Annotated in this window: 18 protein-coding genes; 9 read left to right on the plus strand and 9 right to left on the minus strand. The window is 69.2% G+C overall.

Features of this window, described 5'->3' with window-relative positions:
- Positions 1-33 precede the first annotated feature (33 nt).
- The 4 genes from bcsG to EV685_RS00540 form a co-directional block, all read right to left on the minus strand.
- Entirely contained in the window at positions 34-1,599 is a 1,566-nt protein-coding gene (gene bcsG / locus EV685_RS00525; RefSeq protein ID WP_130480051.1) for a cellulose biosynthesis protein BcsG, read from the minus strand.
- Between the two features lie 2 nt (positions 1,600-1,601).
- Positions 1,602-4,292: a UDP-forming cellulose synthase catalytic subunit gene (gene bcsA, locus EV685_RS00530; protein WP_242615347.1), complete on the minus strand. Its 2,691-nt coding sequence runs from the start codon at positions 4,290-4,292 to the stop codon at positions 1,602-1,604.
- Between the two features lie 195 nt (positions 4,293-4,487).
- Positions 4,488-5,270 carry an enoyl-CoA hydratase gene (locus EV685_RS00535; RefSeq protein ID WP_130480053.1) on the minus strand — a complete coding sequence of 261 codons (783 nt, stop codon included), beginning with the start codon at positions 5,268-5,270 and terminating at the stop codon, positions 4,488-4,490.
- Between the two features lie 78 nt (positions 5,271-5,348).
- The gene (locus tag EV685_RS00540) at positions 5,349-7,025 is read right to left on the minus strand and encodes an acyl-CoA synthetase (protein ID WP_242615348.1); all 1,677 of its coding nucleotides are present in this window, start codon (positions 7,023-7,025) and stop codon (positions 5,349-5,351) included.
- 147 nt (positions 7,026-7,172) lie between these two features.
- On the opposite strand from EV685_RS00540, the gene mltB reads away from it, so the two are divergent.
- The 5 genes from mltB (at position 7,173) to EV685_RS00565 (ending at position 12,689) form a co-directional block, all read left to right on the plus strand.
- On the plus strand, positions 7,173-8,267 hold the full coding sequence (gene mltB / locus EV685_RS00545) for a lytic murein transglycosylase B (protein WP_130480055.1): 1,095 nt from the start codon (positions 7,173-7,175) through the stop codon (positions 8,265-8,267).
- A 31-nt stretch (positions 8,268-8,298) separates the two neighbouring features.
- Positions 8,299-10,284, plus strand: a complete 1,986-nt coding sequence (locus tag EV685_RS00550) for an ABC-F family ATP-binding cassette domain-containing protein (RefSeq protein WP_130480056.1) — start codon at positions 8,299-8,301, stop codon at positions 10,282-10,284.
- A gap of 79 nt (positions 10,285-10,363) precedes the next feature.
- On the plus strand, positions 10,364-11,602 hold the full coding sequence (locus EV685_RS00555) for a radical SAM family protein (RefSeq protein WP_130480057.1): 1,239 nt from the start codon (positions 10,364-10,366) through the stop codon (positions 11,600-11,602).
- Between the two features lie 89 nt (positions 11,603-11,691).
- Positions 11,692-12,162: a MarR family winged helix-turn-helix transcriptional regulator gene (locus tag EV685_RS00560; protein ID WP_130480058.1), complete on the plus strand. Its 471-nt coding sequence runs from the start codon at positions 11,692-11,694 to the stop codon at positions 12,160-12,162.
- A gap of 98 nt (positions 12,163-12,260) precedes the next feature.
- Positions 12,261-12,689, plus strand: coding sequence for an organic hydroperoxide resistance protein (locus EV685_RS00565; protein WP_130480059.1), 429 nt, complete (start codon positions 12,261-12,263; stop codon positions 12,687-12,689).
- A 17-nt stretch (positions 12,690-12,706) separates the two neighbouring features.
- On the opposite strand, the gene EV685_RS00570 is transcribed toward EV685_RS00565, so the two are convergent.
- Positions 12,707-13,717, minus strand: a complete 1,011-nt coding sequence (locus EV685_RS00570) for an asparaginase (RefSeq protein WP_130480060.1) — start codon at positions 13,715-13,717, stop codon at positions 12,707-12,709.
- A gap of 90 nt (positions 13,718-13,807) precedes the next feature.
- On the opposite strand from EV685_RS00570, the gene lexA reads away from it, so the two are divergent.
- From lexA to mnmH, 3 genes are all read left to right on the plus strand, one after another.
- Positions 13,808-14,497 carry a transcriptional repressor LexA gene (gene lexA, locus EV685_RS00575; protein ID WP_130480902.1) on the plus strand — a complete coding sequence of 230 codons (690 nt, stop codon included), beginning with the start codon at positions 13,808-13,810 and terminating at the stop codon, positions 14,495-14,497.
- Positions 14,498-14,677: 180 nt separating this feature from the next.
- The gene (locus tag EV685_RS00580) at positions 14,678-15,055 is read left to right on the plus strand and encodes a hypothetical protein (protein ID WP_130480061.1); all 378 of its coding nucleotides are present in this window, start codon (positions 14,678-14,680) and stop codon (positions 15,053-15,055) included.
- Positions 15,056-15,090: 35 nt separating this feature from the next.
- Entirely contained in the window at positions 15,091-16,155 is a 1,065-nt protein-coding gene (gene mnmH / locus EV685_RS00585; protein ID WP_130480062.1) for a tRNA 2-selenouridine(34) synthase MnmH, read from the plus strand.
- A gap of 119 nt (positions 16,156-16,274) precedes the next feature.
- On the opposite strand, the gene phbB is transcribed toward mnmH, so the two are convergent.
- Both phbB and phaC read right to left on the minus strand, forming a co-directional pair.
- The gene (gene phbB / locus EV685_RS00590) at positions 16,275-17,012 is read right to left on the minus strand and encodes an acetoacetyl-CoA reductase (RefSeq protein ID WP_130480063.1); all 738 of its coding nucleotides are present in this window, start codon (positions 17,010-17,012) and stop codon (positions 16,275-16,277) included.
- Between the two features lie 172 nt (positions 17,013-17,184).
- Positions 17,185-18,942 carry a class I poly(R)-hydroxyalkanoic acid synthase gene (phaC, locus tag EV685_RS00595; protein ID WP_130480064.1) on the minus strand — a complete coding sequence of 586 codons (1,758 nt, stop codon included), beginning with the start codon at positions 18,940-18,942 and terminating at the stop codon, positions 17,185-17,187.
- A 165-nt stretch (positions 18,943-19,107) separates the two neighbouring features.
- Between phaC and EV685_RS00600 the strand changes: the two genes are divergently transcribed.
- On the plus strand, positions 19,108-19,413 hold the full coding sequence (locus EV685_RS00600) for a hypothetical protein (protein WP_130480065.1): 306 nt from the start codon (positions 19,108-19,110) through the stop codon (positions 19,411-19,413).
- Here the strand turns inward: EV685_RS00600 and pgeF are convergent.
- Positions 19,336-20,082 (minus strand): peptidoglycan editing factor PgeF, encoded by a 747-nt coding sequence (pgeF, locus tag EV685_RS00605; protein ID WP_130480066.1) that lies wholly within the window; start codon positions 20,080-20,082, stop codon positions 19,336-19,338. The genes EV685_RS00600 and pgeF overlap by 78 nt on opposite strands.
- A gap of 86 nt (positions 20,083-20,168) precedes the next feature.
- Positions 20,169-20,810: a maleylacetoacetate isomerase gene (gene maiA, locus EV685_RS00610; protein WP_130480067.1), complete on the minus strand. Its 642-nt coding sequence runs from the start codon at positions 20,808-20,810 to the stop codon at positions 20,169-20,171.
- Positions 20,811-20,844: the final 34 nt, after the last annotated feature.

Raw genomic sequence — 20,844 nt, forward strand, 5'->3', positions numbered from 1 at the left:
CGCCGCCGCGTGGCCGGCGCCACGCGCGCCGGCTCAGGGCTGGGCCGTCATCAGGCTCCAGCGACCTTCGGGCGTGCGCAGGTAGCCGTAGGGGCCCCGCTGCAGGTAGATGTGGCGGTCGTTCTCGGACACCCATTCGATCGGCGGCAGGGCCATGCCCAGCTCGACCAGCCGTTCGGGCTGGGTGACCTCCGGCCCGCCATGCAGCAGACCGGCAACGACCGCAAACAGCGACTGGTAGCTGGCGTTCTGCGTCACATGGACCGGCGGCGCATCGGCGGCCCGCTTGACGCCGAAGTTCAGCAGCATCACGCCAGCGGGCACATGCGTGATCACCCGCGTGGGCAGTTCGCGCAAGCCGGCCACCTGCTGGGCATCGCCCCGGACCGCCGCGCCGTGTTCGGGCGCCAGCACGACCACGGTCGGACGCCCGCTGCGTTCGATGCCGTCGACGAAACGCTCCAGATCGGCGAAGAGCTTGCGGGCGCGCGGCGCGTAGGTGTCCAGGCTGGAGATCGACGCGATGCCGGGCACCCGGTTGCCGTCGTGCAGGCTGATCGTGTTGTAGAGCAGAGCCAGACGGCCCGGCCCAGCCGCCTCGGCGCGGGCGCGCCACCAGCGGCCGAGCACCTCGCCGTCGTCGCGGATGGCGCTGCCGTCAAAGCCGTTCATCGCCACCGGCGCATCCAGCACCTGTTCGGGCAAGGACGGCAAGGCGCTGTCGCGCTTGAGCGTGTCGGCAAAGCCGTCGAAGCGCCCATCGTGGTTGAGCAGCACGGCGGGCTGGTAGCCGGCCTGTTCCAGGCTGCGCATCAGCAGGCATTCACCCCGCGCGCCGCCGTAGAGCTCGGACTGCGGCACCTGGCCACAGTTGGCGTGCAGCAGGCGCAGAACGGCCGGTCCGCTGTAGGTCGCGCCGCTGTTGAAGCGGTCGAAGACCACGTCGAAGCGGCGCATGAAGGGTGCGTCGGTCAGCTTGGCGTGGTCGAGGTCGTCCCAGGACAGCGAACAGACGCTGAGGATCACCAGGTCGAACGGCGGCGGTCCAGCGTCGACCGGGAATTTCAGGGTCTTGGCACGCTCGCCATCGTGGAAGGCCTGCAGCGTGAGGTCGAGCCGTTCAAGGTCGATCGGCCCCATGCCAGCGCCGTCGACGCTGACGGCCTGGGCCAACTGCTCGTCACGCGCACGCTGGGCCGGCGACGGCAGCAAGGCAAAGACCGCCAGCCCCACAAAAACCCAGGTCGACAGACGCAGGCGGGTCGCGAGGCCGCTAAGCACCACCCCGGCCACCAGCAGCGCCGCCAGCATCGGCGCGTTGACAAAGCGGGTGCCCAGCTCGAACAGGTAGGCGAGGCTGAAGTCGCTGACCGCCTGCCAGTTGTCCCACAGCCGCGACAGCGGTGGCCATGGCGATTCGCGGTAGAGCAAGGCGGCGCCGGCCGGCACGGCCAGCCAGCGCAGCAGGCGGTGCAGGCCACCCGGCCAGGGCCAGGACAGCAGCAGCGCCAGCGCCACGTTGGCCAGCAGCGCCAGCTCGATCAGGCCGCTCAGGTGCAGGCCGAACTTCAGCAGGAAATAGATCGACCAGGCACCCATGGTCAGCTCCGCTCCAGGGCCCGGCGCATGCGCGCGGCGCGGTCGCCGAGCCACGCGCCGGCATCGCTGCGCCAGCCGGCGGCGCCGTCGCGCACATGGCCCAGCGCGTTGCGGATCAGCAGCGCGTAGCTGCTCCAGCCCAGCCGGGCGATCTCGATCAGACCGTGCATCGCGCGGTCACTCTCGGGCGCGAGCTGCCAGTTGACCCAGGCGTCCTTGCGGGTGAAGGTGCAGCGGATCAGGGCGGCCTGCTGGTCCAGGTTGAGACGACCGAACTTGAGCGCCAGCCGGTCACCCCGGTGGCTGACCACCTGCACCGGCAGCAGCTGCGGTCGGCCCTCGTCGAACAGGCGCAGGCCCAGGGTCTGGCCGGACGGCAGTGCCAGATCGGCCGGCACGCCACGCAGACCGACACCGGCCAGCGCGTAGTCCTCGGTCTCGCAGGGCAGCAGTTCGCCGTCGGGTGTCATCAGCTCGGCACGCAGCCGGCTGGTGACGCGGGTGTTGCGGCGCACCTGGCGGCGCTCCCGCGCCACGCCGATCGCCGCGCCCAGCGCGAGCAGGTTGTAGACCGTCCACGCCAGGTTTAAGGTGATCGTGCCCCACTCGGTCGGGTAGACCACCAGCCGGCCCAGGCCAAACAGCACGCCCGCCGCGTTGAGCACCACCAGCGCGAAATATGGTCGGGCGATGTGCCAGTCGACGTGGGTCTGCTCGATCAGCCCGCCCTTGGCGGTGACATCGAAGTTGCCGCCACGCGGGTTGAACAGCGCGGCGGTCGTGGGCACGGCCACATACCAGGCCAGCACCGTCTCGTAGAGCTCTGACCAGAAGGTGTGGCGGTGCGGGCCGGCGATGTGGGCGTTGGCGATGTGCGGCAGCACCAGGTGCGGCAGCAGGTAGAGCAGCAGCGTGCCGACCTGGGCGTGGATGATGTGGAACTCGAAGAACAGGTAGCCCAGCGGAGCGGTCAGGAAGACCAGCCGGGGCAGCCCGTAGAAGAAGTGCAGCATCGCGTTGGAGTAGCACAGCCGCTGCATCGGCGTGAGGCCCGGTCCCAGCAAGGGGCAGTCGACCCGGAAGATCTGCGCCATGCCACGGGCCCAGCGGATGCGCTGGCGCACATGGCCGGCCAGGCTCTCGGTGGCCAGACCAGCGGCCAGCGTCTCGTTGAGGTAGGCCGTGCGCCAGCCGCGCCGGTGCAGCTTCAGGGCGGTGTGGGCATCCTCGGTGACGGTCTCCACGGCGATGCCGTCGATCTCCTCCAGCGCCGAGCGGCGCAGCACCGCACAGGAACCGCAGAAAAAGCTCGCGTTCCAGACGTCGTTGCCGTCCTGCACCAGGCCATAGAACAGCACGCCCTCGTTGGGCACGCGCCGGAAGGTGTCGAGGTTGCGCTCGAAGGGATCGGGCGAGAAGAAGTGGTGCGGCGTCTGCACCAGCGCACAGCGCTCGTCGCGCAGCAGCCAGCCCATCGTGTTGACCAGGAAGCCGCGCACCGGCATGTGGTCGCAGTCGAAGATGGCGATGTACTCGCCGTCGGTCACCTTCATCGCCGCATTCAGGTTGCCGGCCTTGGCATGGCGGTTGTCGCTGCGGGTCAGGTAGTGCACGCCGGCCTCGTCGGCGAAGGCGCGCATCTCCGGGCGACGCCCATCGTCCAGCAGATGGATGCGCAGCCGGTCGGCCGGCCAGTCCATGTCGCGCGCGGCCAGCACCGTCGGGCCCACGACGCTGAGCGGCTCGTTGTAGGTGGGGATGTAGACGTCCACCGTCGGCCACTGGTCGCGCGGCAGCTCGATCGGCACGATCGGCCGCTTGAGCGGTCGCGAGGTCTGCAGGAAACCCAGCACCATCACCAGCCAGGCGTACAGCTCGGCCAGCAGCAGGCCGTAGCCCAGCACCGACTCCCAGGCCGAGTCGAAGTCCAGCGACTCGGTCACCCGCCACCAGCCATAGCGGCACGACGCCAGCAAGGCCAGCGAGACCAGCGCCAGCGTCGGCAGGTTGCCGGGGATGCGCCGCACCAGCAGCACCAGCAGCAGCATGGCGATGAAGAACATGAACTGGCTGAACGGACTCATCGGCGTGCTGGCGGCCAGCCAGAACGCCAGCACGCTCACCAGCCCGAGGCCGATGCGCACCGGGCGGCGGCGCCACAGCGGCAGGTCCGACCAGCGTTCGAGCACCCGGCTCACCGGCGCGAAGTCGATGGCGCGCCAGTGTTCGAGGTAACGATCCCAGAGCCGTCCCGGCGACACGGCGGCCAGCACGCGGCGCCAGGCCGGCAGCGGCCCCGTGGGTGCGGCGGATGTGGCGACCGGGGCCAGCGGCGGCAAGCCCGGCATCGGCGGCACCGCAGGACCGGTCTGGCCAAAGGCCATCCGCCGCGTCCCGGCATCCTGCCTGCCATTGCCGCGCCGCAACACGCCGATGCGCTGACGCCGGATCGGCGCCCCGGACGCACCCAGCGGCCCCGGTGCCGTCGTCGGACCGGCACCGTTTGCCGAGCGGTCGCGCCGCCACGACGCGGCGCCGCCGGCGACCTCGTCAGGGCGAGGCTGTGGCGCCGTCCGGTGGGTCGGCGCCAGACGGATGCGGCGCCGCTGCGGCGGCAGCACGAACAGCCGGGTCAGCCAGCAACGCCAGTCGTCGGGGCGCTCGACCTGCAGCGCGCGCGCCCATCGTTTCAAGACTCCGACCGTCATCCGCTGTGCCTGGCTCGTCCGTGGTGGAAACAAATTGTCACCGAACGCCGAACCCAAGGGACGACGTGTCCGCCGATCCTGCCTTCGCGCAGACCCGGACTGGCCGATTTCAAGACATTTTCAAGGCGGACGCCACAGAACCCAAGCGGATCTCACACGCACCCGGGCACGCCGGGCCGTTCACCACTTCGGCGCGCGCTTGTCGATGAAGGCCTGCACGCCTTCGAGCGCCGCCGCATCCATCATGTTGCAGGCCATCGCCTGGCCAGCCAGCTGGTAGGCGCTGGCGATGCCCATTTCCAGCTGGCGGTAGAACTGGTCCTTGCCCATCGCCAGTGCGACGCGCGGCTTGGCGACGATGCGCGCGACCAGCCGTTCGACCTCGGCGTCCAGCGCCTCCATCGGCACGACCCGGTTGACGAGGCCTTGTTCACGCGCCTCTTCGGCACCGATGAAGTCGCCGGTGACCAGCATCTCGAACGCCTGCTTGCGCCCGACGTTGCGTCCCAGCGCGACGCTGGGCGTGGCGCAGAACAGGCCCAGGTTGACGCCACTGACCGCGAAGCGCGCGGTGTCGGCGGCCACGGCCAGATCGCACTGCGCAACCAGTTGACAGCCCGCCGCCGTGGCGATGCCCTGGACCCGCGCGATCACCGGCACCGGCAGCGACTGGATCGCCAACATGACCTTGGTGCAGCGCGCGAACAGCTGCTGGTAGTACGCCAGCGAAGGCTCGGCACGCATCTCCTTCAGGTCATGCCCGGCACAGAAGGCCTTGCCTTGCGCTGCCAGCACGAGCACCCGCACCCGCTCATCGCGGGCGATGGCATCCAGCTCGGCCTGCAGCGCCGCCAGCATGGCCTCGCTCAACGCATTGAAGGCCTGCGGCCGGTTGAGCGTCAGCGTCAGCACGCCACGGTCGTCGAGGTGGCGCAGCAGCAGGGGGTCGTCGAGGGTCAGCATGGCTATTTCCTGGGGGACCGAATCGGTGGGTCAGTGGGGCGGCGAGTTGGCGAATTGGCGAGTCGGCGAGTCGGCGAGTCACTCGATCGCTGCGTTCGACCGCGCCCGCTCGCGCAGCTGGAACTTCTGGATCTTGCCGGTCGACGTCTTCGGGATGGCCTCGAAGCGGATCTCGCGCGGCACCTTGTAGCCCGCCAGCAGGGTCTTGCAATGGGCGATCAGCGTGGCCGCATCGACCAGCGCACCCGGTGCCAGCTCGACGAAGGCCAGTGGCGTCTCGCCCCACTTGGGATCGGGCTTGGCGACCACCGCAGCGGCCATCACGGCGGGGTGGCGGTAGAGGGCGTCCTCGACCTCGATGGAGCTGATGTTCTCGCCGCCGGAGATGATGATGTCCTTGCTGCGGTCCTTGATCTTGACGTAGCGGTCGGGCTCCATCACCGCCAGGTCGCCGGTGTGGAACCAGCCGCCCTCGAAGGCCTGCAGCGTCGCCTTGGGGTTCTTCAGGTAGCCCTTCATGACGATGTTGCCGCGGAACATGATCTCGCCCATGGTCGTGCCGTCGGCCGGCAGCTCGGACAGCGTCTCCGGGTCGAACACCGCCATGCCTTCTTGCAGTTCATAGCGCACGCCCTGACGGCCGTTCAGACGGGTCTGCTCGGACAGGTCGGCCTGAGCCCATTCAGGCGCCTTGACCGCGACGGCGGCCGGGCCGTAGACCTCGGTCAGGCCGTAGACATGGGTGATGTCAAAGCCGAGCCGGGCCATGCCCTCGATCATCGCGGCCGGCGGCGCGGCACCGGCCACCAGGCCGCGCACCCGGCCCAGCCCCGCGCGTTGCTCGGCAGGCGCGTTGATCAGCAGGCTGTGCACGATGGGTGCGGCGCAGTAGTGGTCGACGGCGTGCTCGCGCATCGCGGCAAGGATCGCGCTGGCGTCGACCTTGCGCAGGCAAACGTGGGTGCCGCCCAGCAGCGCCACGGTCCACGGGAAGCACCAGCCGTTGCAATGGAACATCGGCAACGTCCACAGATAGACCGGGAAGTGCGGCATGGTCCAGGTCACGCTGTTGCTGACCGCATTCAGGTAGGCGCCGCGGTGGTGCGTGACCACGCCCTTCGGGTCGCCGGTGGTGCCGCTGGTGTAGCTGACCGCGATGGCGTCCCACTCGTCGGCCGGCCCTTCCAGACGGTCCAGCGGGGCGTGGCCGGCCAGCAGCGATTCGTACTCGTGCGCACCCAGGCGTTCGTGCGGCGTGGTGGACTCGCTGTCACAGACGTCGATGACGACGATCTCGCGGCCATGCGTGGCCTTGAGCAGCGCCAGCGTCTTGTCCATCAGAGGGGCGAACTCGCTGTCGGTGATCAGCACCATCGCCTCGCAGTGGTTCATCTGCCATGCGAGCAAGGGCGCGTCCAGACGGGTGTTGAGCGTGTTGAGCACAGCGCCCAGGGCGGGCACGGCGTAGTGGGCCTCGACCATCTCCGGCGTGTTGGGCAGCATGGCGCTGACGGTGCATCCCTTGCCGACGCCCAGGGCACGCAGCGCTGCCGCCAGCCGGGCGCTGCGCTCTCGCACCTGGCCCCAGGTGTAGCGCCGCGCCCCGTGGATCACGGCTGTGCGGTCGCGGTAGACCTCGGCGCTGCGCTCGATGAAGCTGACGGGGCTCAGCGGCACATGGTTGGCGGCGTTGCGCGGCAGGTCCTGGTCGTAGATGCCGGGCGTGGTCACGAAGGGTGGCGGTGCGGGGTTCAACGGTGGCTCCTGGAGCGAAAGCGTCGACTCTACCGAAGGCATCGGTCCCGTGGCTTGCCAGCCGCTGGCCAGGCGCCTGCCACGTACACTGCCGCGCCGTTTGCGTTGTCGGTTCCCGGCACGCGCCCCACCCTGCCGTTCCTGCCGATGTCCGTCTTCCCTGCCGCGTCCAAGCCCGCCTGGGCGCTGGCCCTGCTCCTGGGCCTGAGCGCCCTGCTGCCACAGCCGGCCGACGCCGCTGAGACGTCCCGCGCCAAGGCCCGCAAGCCCGCCCGCGTCGCCGTTGTCGACACGCCGCCCTACGGCCTGCGCGAAGACGTGCAGTCATGGATCCGCGAGCAGCAGGCGGCCCACCCGGAATGGCCGGCCGAATGGGTCGCCCGCACCATCGGCGGCGCTCGCCACATCCCGCAGGTCACCCAACTGATCATGCCGCCGCCGGTCGGCACGGCCAAGAACTGGGCCGTCTACCGTGACCGCTTCGTCGAGCCCCGCCGCATCGCCGCCGGGGTCGCCTTCTGGCGCGAACACGCCCAAGCGCTGGCTGGCGCCGAGGCCCGCTGGGGCGTGCCGGCCGAGGTCATCGTCGGCATCATCGGCGTGGAGACGCTCTACGGTCGCCACACCGGCCGGCTGAAGACGGTCGACGCACTGGCCACGCTGGCCTTCGACTTCCCCGCCGGCCGCAGCGACCGCAGCGCCTTTTTCCGCAGCGAACTGGCCGCCCTGCTCGAACTCGCGATGCGCGACGGCATTGAGCTCGACACGCTGCGCGGCAGCTATGCCGGTGCATTGGGCTGGCCGCAGTTCATGCCCAGTTCCTGGCTGCGCCACGCGGTCGACTTCGACGGCGATGGCCGCATCGCGCTGCACACCAGCCCGGTCGACGCGATCGGCAGCGTCGCCAACTTCCTGGCCGCCCATGGCTGGCAGACCGGCCTGCCCAGCACCTACAGCGTCACGCCGCCCAGCCAGGCAGATGCGCTGGCCACGCTGCTGGCGCCCGACATCAAGCCCAGCTTCGCGCCGATCGTGATGGCGCAGCTCGGCGCGGCGCTCGACGAGGCCGCGATCAACCACGACGGCCCGCTCGCGCTGGTGCGGCTCGAAAACGGTGACAGCGCCGAACCCACCTACGTCGCCGGCACCCAGAACTTCTGGGTCCTGACCCGCTACAACTGGTCGGCCTACTACGCCAGCGCCGTGCTCGAACTGGGCCGCGCTGTGGCCCAGGCCCGCTGAGCGCACGACCTTCCCTTCCTTCCCGGTCCCCATGCTTCAACTCAAGAACATCACGCTGCGACGCGGCACCAAGGTCGTGCTCGAGAGCACCGGCTTCACGCTGCAACCGGGCGAAAAGGCCAGCCTGGTCGGGCGCAACGGCGCGGGCAAGTCCAGCCTGTTCGCGCTGCTGACCGACCGGCTGCAGTCCGATGCCGGCGACGTCGAGATGCCGCCACGCTGGCGCCTGGCCGAGGTCGCGCAGAACATGCCCGAGACCGACATGCCCGCGACCGCCTTCGTGCTCGAAGGCGACACGCCGCTGATGGCCGCCCGCGCCGCCCTGGAAGCGGCCGAAGCCGCCGATGACGGCCATGCGATCGGCGACGCCCACGTCGCGCTGGCCGAGGCCGGCGACTTCGACGCCCCGGCGCGCGCCCAGGCACTGCTGCTGGGCCTGGGCTTCACGATGGCCCAGGTCGACGCGCCGGTGAACAGCTTCTCCGGCGGCTGGCGCATGCGCTTGCAGCTGGCCCGCGCGCTGATGTGCCCGAGCGACCTGCTGCTGCTCGACGAGCCGACCAACCACCTGGACCTTGACGCGCTGGTCTGGCTGGAAGCGTGGCTGCAGCGCTATGAAGGCACGATGCTGGTCATCAGCCACGACCGCGAGTTCCTCGACGCGATCACCCGCGTGACGCTGCATCTGGAGGAGCGCAAGCTGACCCGCTACGGCGGCAACTACAGCAGCTTCGAGGTCATGCGCGCCGAGCGCATGGAACAGCTGCAATCGGCCGTCAGCCGCCAGCAGGAGAAGGTGGCGCAGCTGCAGCGCTTCATCGACCGCTTCAAGGCCAAGGCCAGCAAGGCCAAGCAGGCGCAGAGCCGCGTCAAGGCCCTGGCCCGGATGGAGAAGCTCGCGCCCATCCTCACCAGCGCCGACTTCGAATTCGAGTTCCGCGAGCCGGCCAGCCTGCCCAACCCGATGCTGGTGATGAGCGACCTGCAGGTCGGCTACCGCGGCGTCGACGGCGCGCCCGACACGCCCATCGTCCACCGCATCAACAAGAGCGTGTTGCCGGGACAGCGCATCGGCATCCTCGGCGCCAACGGCCAGGGCAAGTCGACGCTGGTCAAGACGCTGGCGCGTGCGCTGCCCATGCTCGACGGCCACGTGCAGGAGGGCAAGGGCCTGGCGATCGGCTACTTCGCCCAGCAGGAAATGGACGTGCTGCGGCCGGATGAAGGCCCGCTTCAGCACATGGTCCGTCTGGCCCGCGAGGTCAGCCCGCAGGCCCGCGAGCAGGAACTGCGCGACTTCCTCGGCCGCTTCCGCTTCGTCGGCGACATGGTCGTGCAGGCCGTGGGCAGCCTCTCGGGTGGCGAGAAGGCGCGGCTGGTGCTGGCCATGCTGGTCTGGCAGCGCCCCAACCTGCTGCTGCTGGACGAGCCGACCAACCACCTCGACCTGACGACGCGCGAGGCCCTCAGCCTGGCGCTCAACGAGTACGAAGGCTCGGTCATGCTGGTCAGCCACGACCGCGCGCTGCTGCGCGAGGTCTGCGACGAGTTCTGGCTGGTCGCACACGGCAAGGTCGAACCGTTCGACGGCGACCTGGACGACTACCAGAAGTGGCTGCTCGAACAGAGCCGCGAGACCCAGCGCGCCGCGCGTCAGGCGCAAAACGAGGGCAAGTCGGCCAACGTCGCGCCGCCGGCCGCCGCCAGCAAGCCGGTGGCCGCCGCCCCCGCACCTGCCGCCAGCCGCGAGGACCGCAAGGCGGCCAACGAGGCGCGCCAGAAGCGCGCCGAACAGGTCCGCCCGATCAAGAAGGAACAGACCGCCGTCGAGGCCCGCATGGCCAAGGCGCAGGCCGAACACGACGCCCTGCTGGCCGGCCTGGGCAACACCACGCTCAGCCCCGCCGACCGGGCCGAGCAGGGTCGCCGCGTCAAGGCGCTGGCCGACGAGATCGAGGCGCTGGAGCTGCGCTGGCTGGAGCTGGGCGAGGCGCTGGAGGCGATCGACCGGGCCTGAGGCGACAGATCGATCCAGCGACGGATTGGCCACAAAAGACTGGATGTTCATACAGTCTTTTGTGGCAGACTGACGGCCCATGAGCCGTGCCTCCCCACGCCGTGTCCAGCGCGCCCCCGGCCGCGTCGCCCCGCAACGTCGACTGCCCAAGGCGGTGCTGCCCGACGCAGTGTTGCCAGACGCGGTGCTGCCAGACGCCGTCCAGCCAGAAACCGCCGCCCCCGTTCTTGAGCCGGTCCACGGACCGACGCTCACGCTGTTCGACCCGCTTGAAGCCCACACACCGGCCAGCCGCCGACGGGGTCGCCCGCGACGCGCCGAGGGGCTCGACGACCCGGTCGCAGCGACTGGCTTGCGCGAACAGCCCTGGCCGGTCAGCCGGCGACGGGGCGAAGCCACGGTCGCCAAGGCCGCGGTCGCCCATGCCGCAACCGACGAGCGCCCCGCCGTCGTCATCCCCGAGACCTGCCTGAGCCTGCTGCGCGCCAACGACCGCCACGAGCTGCCCTGCCCGCTGGTGGCCAATGCCTACCGGACCGAGGACGCGGCGGAGGGCCCCTTGCGCGTCCTCGCCAAGGTCAACGCCCCACAGCGTCTGCGCGAGGCCTTGCGCCGACCCGGCCTGGTCGCCCGACCGATCCAGCTCGGCACGCTGGCCGATCCCTACCTGGACGTCGAACGCGAGCAGCGCCTGACCCGCGCGCTGCTGGAGATCCTGGCCGAGGCGCGCCACCCGGTCGGCCTGCTGACCGCATCTCCCGCCGTGGTGCGCGACCTCGACCTGCTGGCCGATCTGGCCAGCCGCCAGCAGGCGCTGGTGCTGATGCGCATCACCCCGGAAGTCTGCCCCTTGGGCCTGGTCGGTGAGCCCGCGACAGCCCCAGCGGCCCCGGCCGCCGCAAAACGAGGGCGCAAGGCCGCGCCAGTCGTACCAGCCGCACCCGGCGCACCCCAGCGCGACCAACTCGCCGCCAGCCCGTGGTTGAACTCGCTGGCGCGCCTGGCGGCAGCGGGTGTGCCGGTCGGGGTGGTGCTCGATCTGGCCGCCGATGGCCTCGACACCCGCAGCCTGCTGGCCCCGGACGGCGATCCCGCCCGTCGCGCGGCCTGGCTGGCGCTGTTCACGCAACTGCGCGCAGCGGGGGCCACGCTCTGGCGCTGCCCGTTGCCGACCGATCGCCTGGCCGACGCGCTCGCGCTCGGCGACCTGGCGGCGGCGGCCGGCCTGTCCGGCCCATGGCCGACGCTCGACGTGCGGCCGTTCGTGGCGCCCGCTGCGGTGCTGCCAAGCGGCCCGCGTCAGGTCACCTTGTTCTGAATCGGGCGGGCGCGGCATGGCCTTGGTGGCGTCAGGGTCGAAAGACCATATTTTGAACAATTAGATTGTGTGCAATTAAAGTCCAGCGCATGACTTCCGCTGCACCGCTCGCCACCGACCTGCCCTTGCCCGACGACGGCCTGCGGCTGGACCAGCAGCTGTGTTTTGCGCTGTATTCCGCCTCGCTGGCGATGACCAAGCTCTACCGGCCCCTGCTCGACACGCTGGGCCTGACCTACCCGCAGTACCTCGTCATGCTGGTGCTGTGGGAACACGGCAGCGTCTCTGTCGGCGAACTGGGCGAACGCCTGAACCTCGATTCCGGGACGCTGACGCCGCTGCTCAAGCGCCTGGAGGGACAAGGCCGCATCGCCCGCGAACGCAGCGCCAGCGACGAACGCCGCGTCGACGTGAGCCTGACCGACGACGGTCGCGCGCTGCGCGAGCAGGCCCGCGCCATCCCGCCCCGCATCCTGGAAGGCGCGGGCTGCACCGTCGCCGAGCTGGGATCACTCACCCGCCGGCTGCAGGCCTTGCGGCAGACGCTGCAGGACCGCTGAACGCGTCGTCCGACACCCGCCTTCGACTTTCCCGCCCGCCTTTTGGGCACACCCACCGCCGACCCCGGCACGTCACCACGTCCACAGAAGGAAACGCCATGTCCCTCCAGCAAGTGCTCTACACCGCCCACGCCACCTCCACCGGCGGCCGCGACGGCAGCTCGAACTCCGACGACGGTCGCCTGGCGGTCAAGCTGTCGGTGCCCAAGGGCCTCGGCGGCGACGACGGCGCCGGCACCAACCCGGAACAGCTGTTCGCCGCCGGCTATTCGGCCTGCTTCCTGGGCGCGCTGAAGTTTGTCGCCGGCCAGAAGAAGGTCGCCCTGCCGGGCGATGTGTCGATCAAGGCCGACATCGGCATCGGCCCGATTCCGACCGGCTTCGGCATCCAGGCCGCGCTGACGATCTCGATCCCGGGCATGGCCCAGGGCCAAGCTGACGAACTGGTTCAGGCCGCCCACATCGTCTGCCCCTACTCGAATGCGACGCGCGGCAACATCGACGTGACGCTGACCACCGTGGTCTGAGCGTCCGAACCGCCCGGTCAGGCCCGGCTGCGGTCCGCCAGCAGGCGCAGCAGCAGCTCGACCCGGGCCTGGGCAGGCGTCAGGCCACCGGCGCTGGGCAGGGCCTCGGCCGTGCCCGGCAGGATCACGCCGGCGCCGTGGCGCAAGGCCCGCAGCACCGCCACGCCGTGGTGGCTGGCTCGCATCAAGCTGGACCGCAGGTCGTCGTGGATGGTGCCGTTGCCGGTGCAGGCCACCACGATGCCCTGCACGCCCGCATCCAGCAGCAGGTCGACCAGACGACCGTCCGCGCCCCCGTGGCTGACGACGATCTGGACCTCGGGCCAGACCTCGGCCGCCAGCACGGCCAGGCCCAGCGGCTCGCCGGCCGGCCAGTCGCGCAGCCGGCGCAGGCGTCCTTCCTCGATGTAGCCGATCGCGCCCGCATCGCCCGCGCCGAAGGCATCCGTGCGGTACGGGTGGACCTTGCGCACCTCCAAACCCGACCAGACCGTGCCAGCGACCACCGCCAGCACACCGCGCGCGCCGGACAGGCTGGCCAGCTCAATGGCGTGGCGCAAGTTGTGGGGGCCATCGGCCTCGGACGAACTGGCCGGCCGCATCGCAGCGGTCAGCACCAGCGGCTTGTTCGGTGCCAGCACGCGCTGCAGCAGATAGGCGGTCTCCTCCAGCGTGTCGGTGCCGTGGGTGACGACGATGCCGTCGACCTCGTCACGCGCCAGATGAAACGCGGCCCGTTCAGCCACCCGGCGCCAGACCGCGTGGCTCATGTCCTTGCTGTCGACCTGCGCGATCTGCTCGGCTTCAAGCCTCAGGCCCGCGGCCAACAGCGTGTCCATTCCCGGCACGCCATCGATCAGGTCCGCCACCCGGACAAGACCGGCGCTGTAGCCGATGTTGTCGCGCGCACTGCCCGCCTTGCCGGAGATCGTGCCCCCGGTTCCGAGCACCACCACACAGCCGCCACGACGCGGTTCGTGCACATGGGCAACGCTCGCCTGGGTTCCCTCGATCGCTTTGCTTGTCATGGCCATGGAACTGGATAAAAATACATGTACTGGATGAACAGCCAGTGCCCCGCGTCAGCCGGCGTCGGGCGTCTTGCCGGCGAGGCCGATGTGAACGACAGCCCCAAACTCACCGCGCGACAGCAGCAGGTGCTCGACCTGATCCAGAGCACCATCGAGCGCACCGGTGCGCCGCCCACCCGGGCCGAGATCGCCGCCGAACTCGGATTCAGGTCCGCCAACGCCGCCGAGGAACACCTGCAGGCACTGGCCCGCAAGGGCGTCATCGAGCTGCTGGGCGGCACCTCGCGAGGCATCCGTCTGCAGTCTGACACATTGCGTTCGATCCACGAGTCACGCCTGAAGGGCATCGGTCAGCAGTTCAATCTGCCCCTGGCCGCGCTGGCCCAGCTCACGTTGCCGCTGGTCGGTCGGGTCGCCGCCGGCCACCCGATCCTGGCCCAGGAACACGTCGACCAGACCTACACCGTCGAAGCCCACCTGTTCGCCCGAAAGCCGGATTTCCTGCTCAAGGTGCGCGGCATGAGCATGCGTGACGCCGGCATCCTCGACGGCGACCTGCTCGCGGTGCAACGCGCCAACGACGCCAAGAACGGCCAGATCGTCGTGGCCCGGCTTGGTGACGAGGTGACGGTCAAGCGTTTCAAGCGCAGCAAGTCGGGCATTGAGCTGATCCCCGAGAACCCCGACTTCGACATCATCCACGTCGACGAACAGAGCCCCGAGTTCACGCTCGAGGGCCTGGCCGTGGGCTTGATCCGAAACACGATGCTGATGTAGGCACCGTGACGTCGTGCCGGTACGGGCCCCCCGGAGTCGACGGGGAACCCTGCATGTGGTTCCGGCTTTGCCGATACAACGTCAAGAGCAATCAGACGGCAGCCCGCAAGGATGCAACGTGGCAACACGAGAGCCCCAGCGCATGACTTCCGTCCCGCCCCCATCCGACCGGAGTTCGTCATGCAACGTTGGCTGCAACAGTATTTCTTTCAACTCGGCGCCGGCTTCAAGCTGCAGGCTGACTCGCCCGCCATCGAACCGCGCGGGCCAGGCCCGCTGGCCGCCCGAGGCCAGGCGTCCCATGCCTCACCGCGCCGCAGCCGCACCCGCCGGGCCATCGTCGTCACGACACTGCCGTCCGCTGCCGGACGGGTGCTGGAAGGCATCAGCCTGGACAACGCCAGCCGCGTGCGCCTGCGTGTTGACCCGAGCGATGGCGGCCGCACCCGCATCTGCGGCCGCATGGCCGATGTCTGCGATGCACTGGATGCCTTGATCGCACGGGAGGCCGCCCGCGACGCCGCGCTGCTGGTGCAGGCCCACACGTCGGCCGACTGAAGGCACCGTCCGCCGCGCCGCACGACAATCGCGGCATGAGTCTTCAACGTGTCGCCGCGCCCGAGGTCCTGCAGGCGCTGGATCGTTACAGCGCCATCATCGATGTGCGCTCCCCTTCCGAGTTCGCCGAGGACCACCTGCCCGGCGCGATCAACTGGCCGGTGCTGGACGACGAGGAGCGCCGCGTCGTCGGCACCCTCTATAAGCAGGTCTCTGCCTTCGACGCCCGAAAGCGCGGTGCCGCACTGGTGGCCCGGCGCATCGCCGATCACATCGACCAGTGGGTTGCCCCGGTCGACAAACACTGGAAACCGCTGGTCTATTGCTGGCGCGGCGGCGACCGGTCCGGGACGATGTCCTGGTTCCTCGACCGCATCGGTTTTCGCACCAGCGTGATCGACGGGGGCTACAAGGCCTACCGCCAGCAGATCCGAGACGACCTCGATCACTGGCCCGAGCGTTTCCAGTGGCGGGTCCTGTGCGGCAAGACCGGCTCGGGCAAGACCCGCTTGTTGCACGCGCTGGCCCGTCAAGGCGCCCAGGTGCTGGACCTCGAGGGTCTGGCGGTCCACCGCGGCTCGATCCTCGGCCTGCCACCGGGCGAGACCCAACCCAGCCAGAAGATGCTGGACAGCCGCATCTGGCAGGCGCTGCGCGGCTTCGATCCGGCCCGGCCGGTCTACGTCGAGAGCGAAAGCAAGAAGCTCGGCCAGCGCTGGCTGCCCGAGGCCCTGGTCCATCGCATGCGCGCCCATGGCCGCTGCGTGCTGGTCACGATGAGCGACGAGGCCCGCCTGGCGCTGCTGTTGGAGGACTACGACCACCTGCATCGTGACCCCGAAAACTTCTGCCGCTTGCTGGACGGCCTGGCGGAGTTGCGAGGGCGCGAGCGCGTCAAGCAATGGCAGGCGCAGTCCCGCGCCGGCGAGACCGCGGCCGTCTTCCGCGACCTGATGCACCAGCACTACGACCCGGGCTACATGAGCTCGCTGGGTCAGCATTTCGAAGGGTTGGCAAGCGCGCGCACGCTGCTGCTCGCCGATGGCGGCGTGACCAGCCTGGATGCGGCGGCGCGCGAGTTGCTGGACAACGAGGGCTGAAAGGACAAACGGCGCACCTGGGAAGGTGCGCCGTTCTTTAGGGAGGTCGTTGGTGCTGACGCCACCACTCGCCCCACGCCGGGCTGGAAAAGGTCCTCAGGACCCTTTCCGGTCCTGACTCACCCCATGTGCAGGCCGCCGTTGCAGCTGAAGTCCGCACCGGTCGTGAAGCCCGAATCGTCGCCAGCCAGCCAGCCGACGATCGAAGCGATCTCTTCGGGCGTGCCCAGGCGCTTGACCGGGATGGTGGCGACGATCTTCTCGAGCACTTCCGGCTTGATCGCGCGGACCATGTCGGTGCCGATGTAGCCCGGGCTCACGGTGTTGACGGTGACGCCCTTGGACGCGAGTTCCTGCGCCAGAGCCATCGTGAAGCCGTGCATGCCGGCCTTGGCGGCCGAGTAGTTGGTCTGACCCGCCTGGCCCTTCTCGCCGTTGACCGACGAGATCTGGATGATGCGACCGAAGCCACGCTCGGCCATGTCGGCAACCACCTGCTTGGTGACGTTGAACATCGACGTCAGGTTGGTGCTGATGACGGCTTCCCAGTCTTCCTTGCTCATCTTCAGGAACATGCGGTCACGCGTGATGCCGGCGTTGTTGACCAGCACGTCGATCGGGCCGTGTTCGGCCTTGGCCTTGGCGAAGGCTTCGACGGTCGAGTCCCAGTCGGCGACGTTGCCGGCCGATGCGTAGAAGGTGTAGCCGAGGACACGCTGCTCCTCGATCCACTTCACGTGGTCACGGCTCGGGCCGCAGCCTGCGATGACCTTGAAGCCTTCCTTCGCCAGTCGCTGGCAGATGGCGGTACCAATGCCACCCATGCCACCCGTCACATACGCCACTTTCTGTGCCATTGCTCTGCTCCTCTGTGCAAGTCGATCTTGGACGGCCGCATCATCGCGCGGCCAGATCGGTTCACGGGTCCGTACTCACCCCGTATCGTTTGCGACCCGTCCCATGTTGGGGACAGGCCGGTCTCCTGTCCGGCGCTCGACGGTCAGCGCCGGAATTTCCTGCCGAAGGTCCTCAGACCTTCTGCTTGACGTAGCGGCCCGGTGCCGGCTCGATCGCCTTGTACTTGCGATTGCCCGGCGTCTTGGGCGCGGCCTTGAGCTTGCTGCCGTGGGCCTTGAGCCAGTCGGACCAATCCGGCCACCAGCTGCCAGCCTGATCGGTGGCGCCTTCGAGCCACTGGTCAGCGGTCTTGGGCAGCTTGTCGTTGGTCCAGAAGTTGCGCTTCTTCTTGGCCGGCGGGTTGATCACGCCGGCGATGTGGCCGGAGGCGCCCAGCACGAAACGCAGCTTGCCCTTGAGGAGCTGGGTGTTGAGGTAGGCCGAGTCCCAGGGGACGATGTGGTCCTCGCGCGAGGCGTAGATGTAGAACGGCGCCTCGATCTTGCCCAGGTCGACCTTCTCGCCGCAGACCGTCGTCGCACCCGGCACCTTGAGCTTGTCCTCGAGGTAGGTGTGGCGCAGGTACCAGCAGTACATCGGGCCCGGCAGGTTGGTGCTGTCGGAGTTCCAGTACAGCAGGTCGAAGGGCGGCGGCGTCTCGCCCTTGAGGTAGTTGCCGACGACGTAGTTCCAGACCAGGTCGTTCGGACGCAGGAAGCTGAAGGTGGCCGACAGTTCCTTGCCCTTGAGCAGCTTCGGGCCCTTGGGCGCCTTCTCGCCGATGGTCATCTCGCGGACCTTGACCATGGCCTCGTCGATGAACAGGTCCAGCACGCCGGTGGCGCTGAAGTCGAGGAAGGTGGTCAGCAGCGTGACGCTGGCGGCCGGTTGCTGGCCGCGCGCGGCCAGCACGGCCAGGGCGGTGCTCAGCAGCGTGCCGCCGACGCAGAAGCCCAGCATGTTGAACTTCTCGCTGCCGGAGATCTCGCCGACCACCGAGATCGCCTTGATGACGGCATCCTCGATGTAGTTGTCCCAGGTCTTGGCGACGAGGCTCTCGTCCGGGTTGCGCCAGCTGACCACGAAGACGCGGTGGCCTTGCGCGACGGTGTAGCGGATCAGCGAGTTGTCCGGCTGCAGGTCAAGGATGTAGAACTTGTTGATGCACGGCGGCACGAACAGCATCGGGCGCTCATGCACCTGCTCGGTCAGCGGCTTGTATTCGATCAGCTGGAACAGCTCGTTTTCGAACACCACCGAGCCCTCGGTCGTGGCGACGTTGCGGCCGACCTCGAACAGGCTCTCGTCGGTCTGCGACACATGCCCTTGGCGGATGTCGTCGAGCAGGTGCTGCATGCCCAGCGCGATGCTCTCGCCCTTGGTTTCGATGGCCTTCTTCTGCGCTTCCGGGTTGGTCGCCAGGAAGTTCGACGGCGCCGCAGCATCGATCCACTGCTGGACCGCGAAGCGAACCCGTGCGCGGGTCTTGGCGTCGCCGTCGACGGCCTCGGCCAGTTGCATCATCGTGCGGGCATTGAGCAGGTAGACAGCGGCCGAGAAACTCGACAGCGGGTTGCTCTTCCACGCTTCGTTGGAGAAACGACGGTCTCCGGCCATGGCCTGGAAGGAGCCAGAAATCGCGCCGTTCCAGAGCTGGCCGGCAGCGGCCATGTACTCGGACTGGATGCGGTTGAGCTCCGCCGGCGCGATCTTCAGCTGCGAGAAGCCCTTGAGCGATTCGCCCAGGCTGGCACCGAGTTCGCCGATCTGCTGGCCGGTCTCACCGAACTGCGGCGCACCGGCCATGGAGAACGCCTGCTTCAGGCTCTCTTCGAGGTTGAGGCCCATCGGCCCGCCCAATCCGGGCATTTGCCCGAGGAATGCACTCATCGTCTCCTCCATCGCGTCACGGTGCATGGCGCGGGCCATGCGTCGGGAAAACCGTTGGTCCGGACCGAGAAGGTCTGGACAGTGAAAATGATTATGGGTCGTGAGCCTTGCATGAAACTGTAGCTGTCGCGCCCGCGACACCCGAGAAACCCACTGGAAACTTCGATGTATCTCGTTGCCATCGCCTGGTTGTACGTCGTCCTGATGATGGCTGCGGCCGAGGCCATGCACCCGGGCGGCACGGTGCTGGGCGCCTTCTTCACGATGCTGCTCTACGGCATCGGGCCGGTCGCGCTGGTGCTCTACCTGCTGGGCACGCCGATGCGCGCCAAGGCCCGTCGCCAGGCCGAACAACAGGACGCCGCAGCGCCGCGCAGCTCGGCAGACGCCGCATCAGGCCCGCTCGCGCAGCCAGACCAGGCCCGCCATGCGGCCGGTGGTCCGGTCGCGACGGTAAGAGAAGAACCGTGACGCGTCGGTGACGGTGCACCAGCCGGTGCCGCCGTCGTTGCCCCCCACGGCAGACACGCCGGCCTGCGCCAGACGCAGCCGCGCAAGCTGCGGCAGGTCGGCCCACCATTTGCCCGGATGACCGAGGCGCGGCCTGAAACAGGCCCCTGGCTCATCGACCGAGCCACCGAAAGCAGCCAGCACGTCGGCACCGACCTCGAAGGCCGCCGGCCCGATACAGGGACCCAGCCAGGCCTCGACGCGGTCCGGCGCGACACCATGGCGCGCGTGCAGCGCCGCCAGCGTCGCGTCCAGCACACCACCGGCTAGGCCACGCCAGCCGGCGTGCGCGGCGGCCACGGCGCGGCCATCGCGGTCGGCGAACAACACCGGCAGGCAGTCGGCCACCTGGACCTCGCAGGCCAGACCGGGCCGGCCGCACACCGATGCGTCGGCCACCGGCACGGGGCGGTCGTCGTCAGGCGCATCAAACTCCTCCAGCCCCTCAAGCTCTTCCAGAGCCTGCACCAGCACACCGTGGACCTGGTTCAGCCGCACCGGGCGGGCGCCAATCCAGCCTTGCAGGCGTGCGCGGTTGAGGGTGACGGCTGCCGGGTCGTCCCCAACCTCGACCTTGAGGTTGAGCCCATCAAAAGGCGCCGCGCTGACGCCGCCTGCTCGGCTGCTCATGAAGGCGCCGATGCGCGGGTGGCTGAAGACCGGCCAGAGGCCGCGATCGTCCTGCCGCGTCGTCGGCGACGCGGGTGTCGTCGGCTTCAATCCTGCGCGTCCGGGCAGGCCGAGGGCTGCGCGGCCTGGAAGGCGGGCAGCGCCATGCAGGCGTCAAAGATGCGCATGACGGTGGGGAGGCCATCGAGCCGACAGTCGAAGCGCTGGGCGTTGAAGATCTGTGGCACCAGCAGGCAATCGGCCAGGCCGGGTGTGTCGCCGTGGCAATGGCGGCCGGTCTGCGGCTCGCTGGTCAGGCGGCGCTCGACCACCTCCAGTCCCCCTTCGACCCAGTGGCGGTACCAGGCGTTCTTGGCGTCCTCGCTGACGCCCAGGTCCTTGACCAGGTAGCGCAGCACGCGCAGGTTGTTGAGCGGATGGATCTCGCAGGCGATGTCCAGCGCCAGCGAGCGCACCCGCGCGCGTCCGAGCGCATCGGCCGGCAGCAGCGCCGGTTCCGGGTGGGTCTCGTCGAGGTATTCGATGATGGCCAGCGACTGGCTGATGGCATGGTCACCGTCGACCAGCAGCGGCACCAGGCGCTGGGCCGAGCGGGCCGCGTAGTCCGCCGCGAGCTGCTCGTTGCGCACCAGATGGACCGGCTGGTAGTCGTAGGGCAGGCCCTTCAGCGCCAGGGCGATGCGGACCCGGAACGAGGCCGATGAGCGGTGATAGTTGTAGAGCTGCATGGTCTTCCAGAGGGCGGCGGGATCATGCCACGCA

The sequence above is a fragment of the Sphaerotilus mobilis genome (assembly GCF_004216565.1).
GTDB classification, from domain to species: Bacteria; Pseudomonadota; Gammaproteobacteria; order Burkholderiales; family Burkholderiaceae_C; genus Sphaerotilus; species Sphaerotilus mobilis.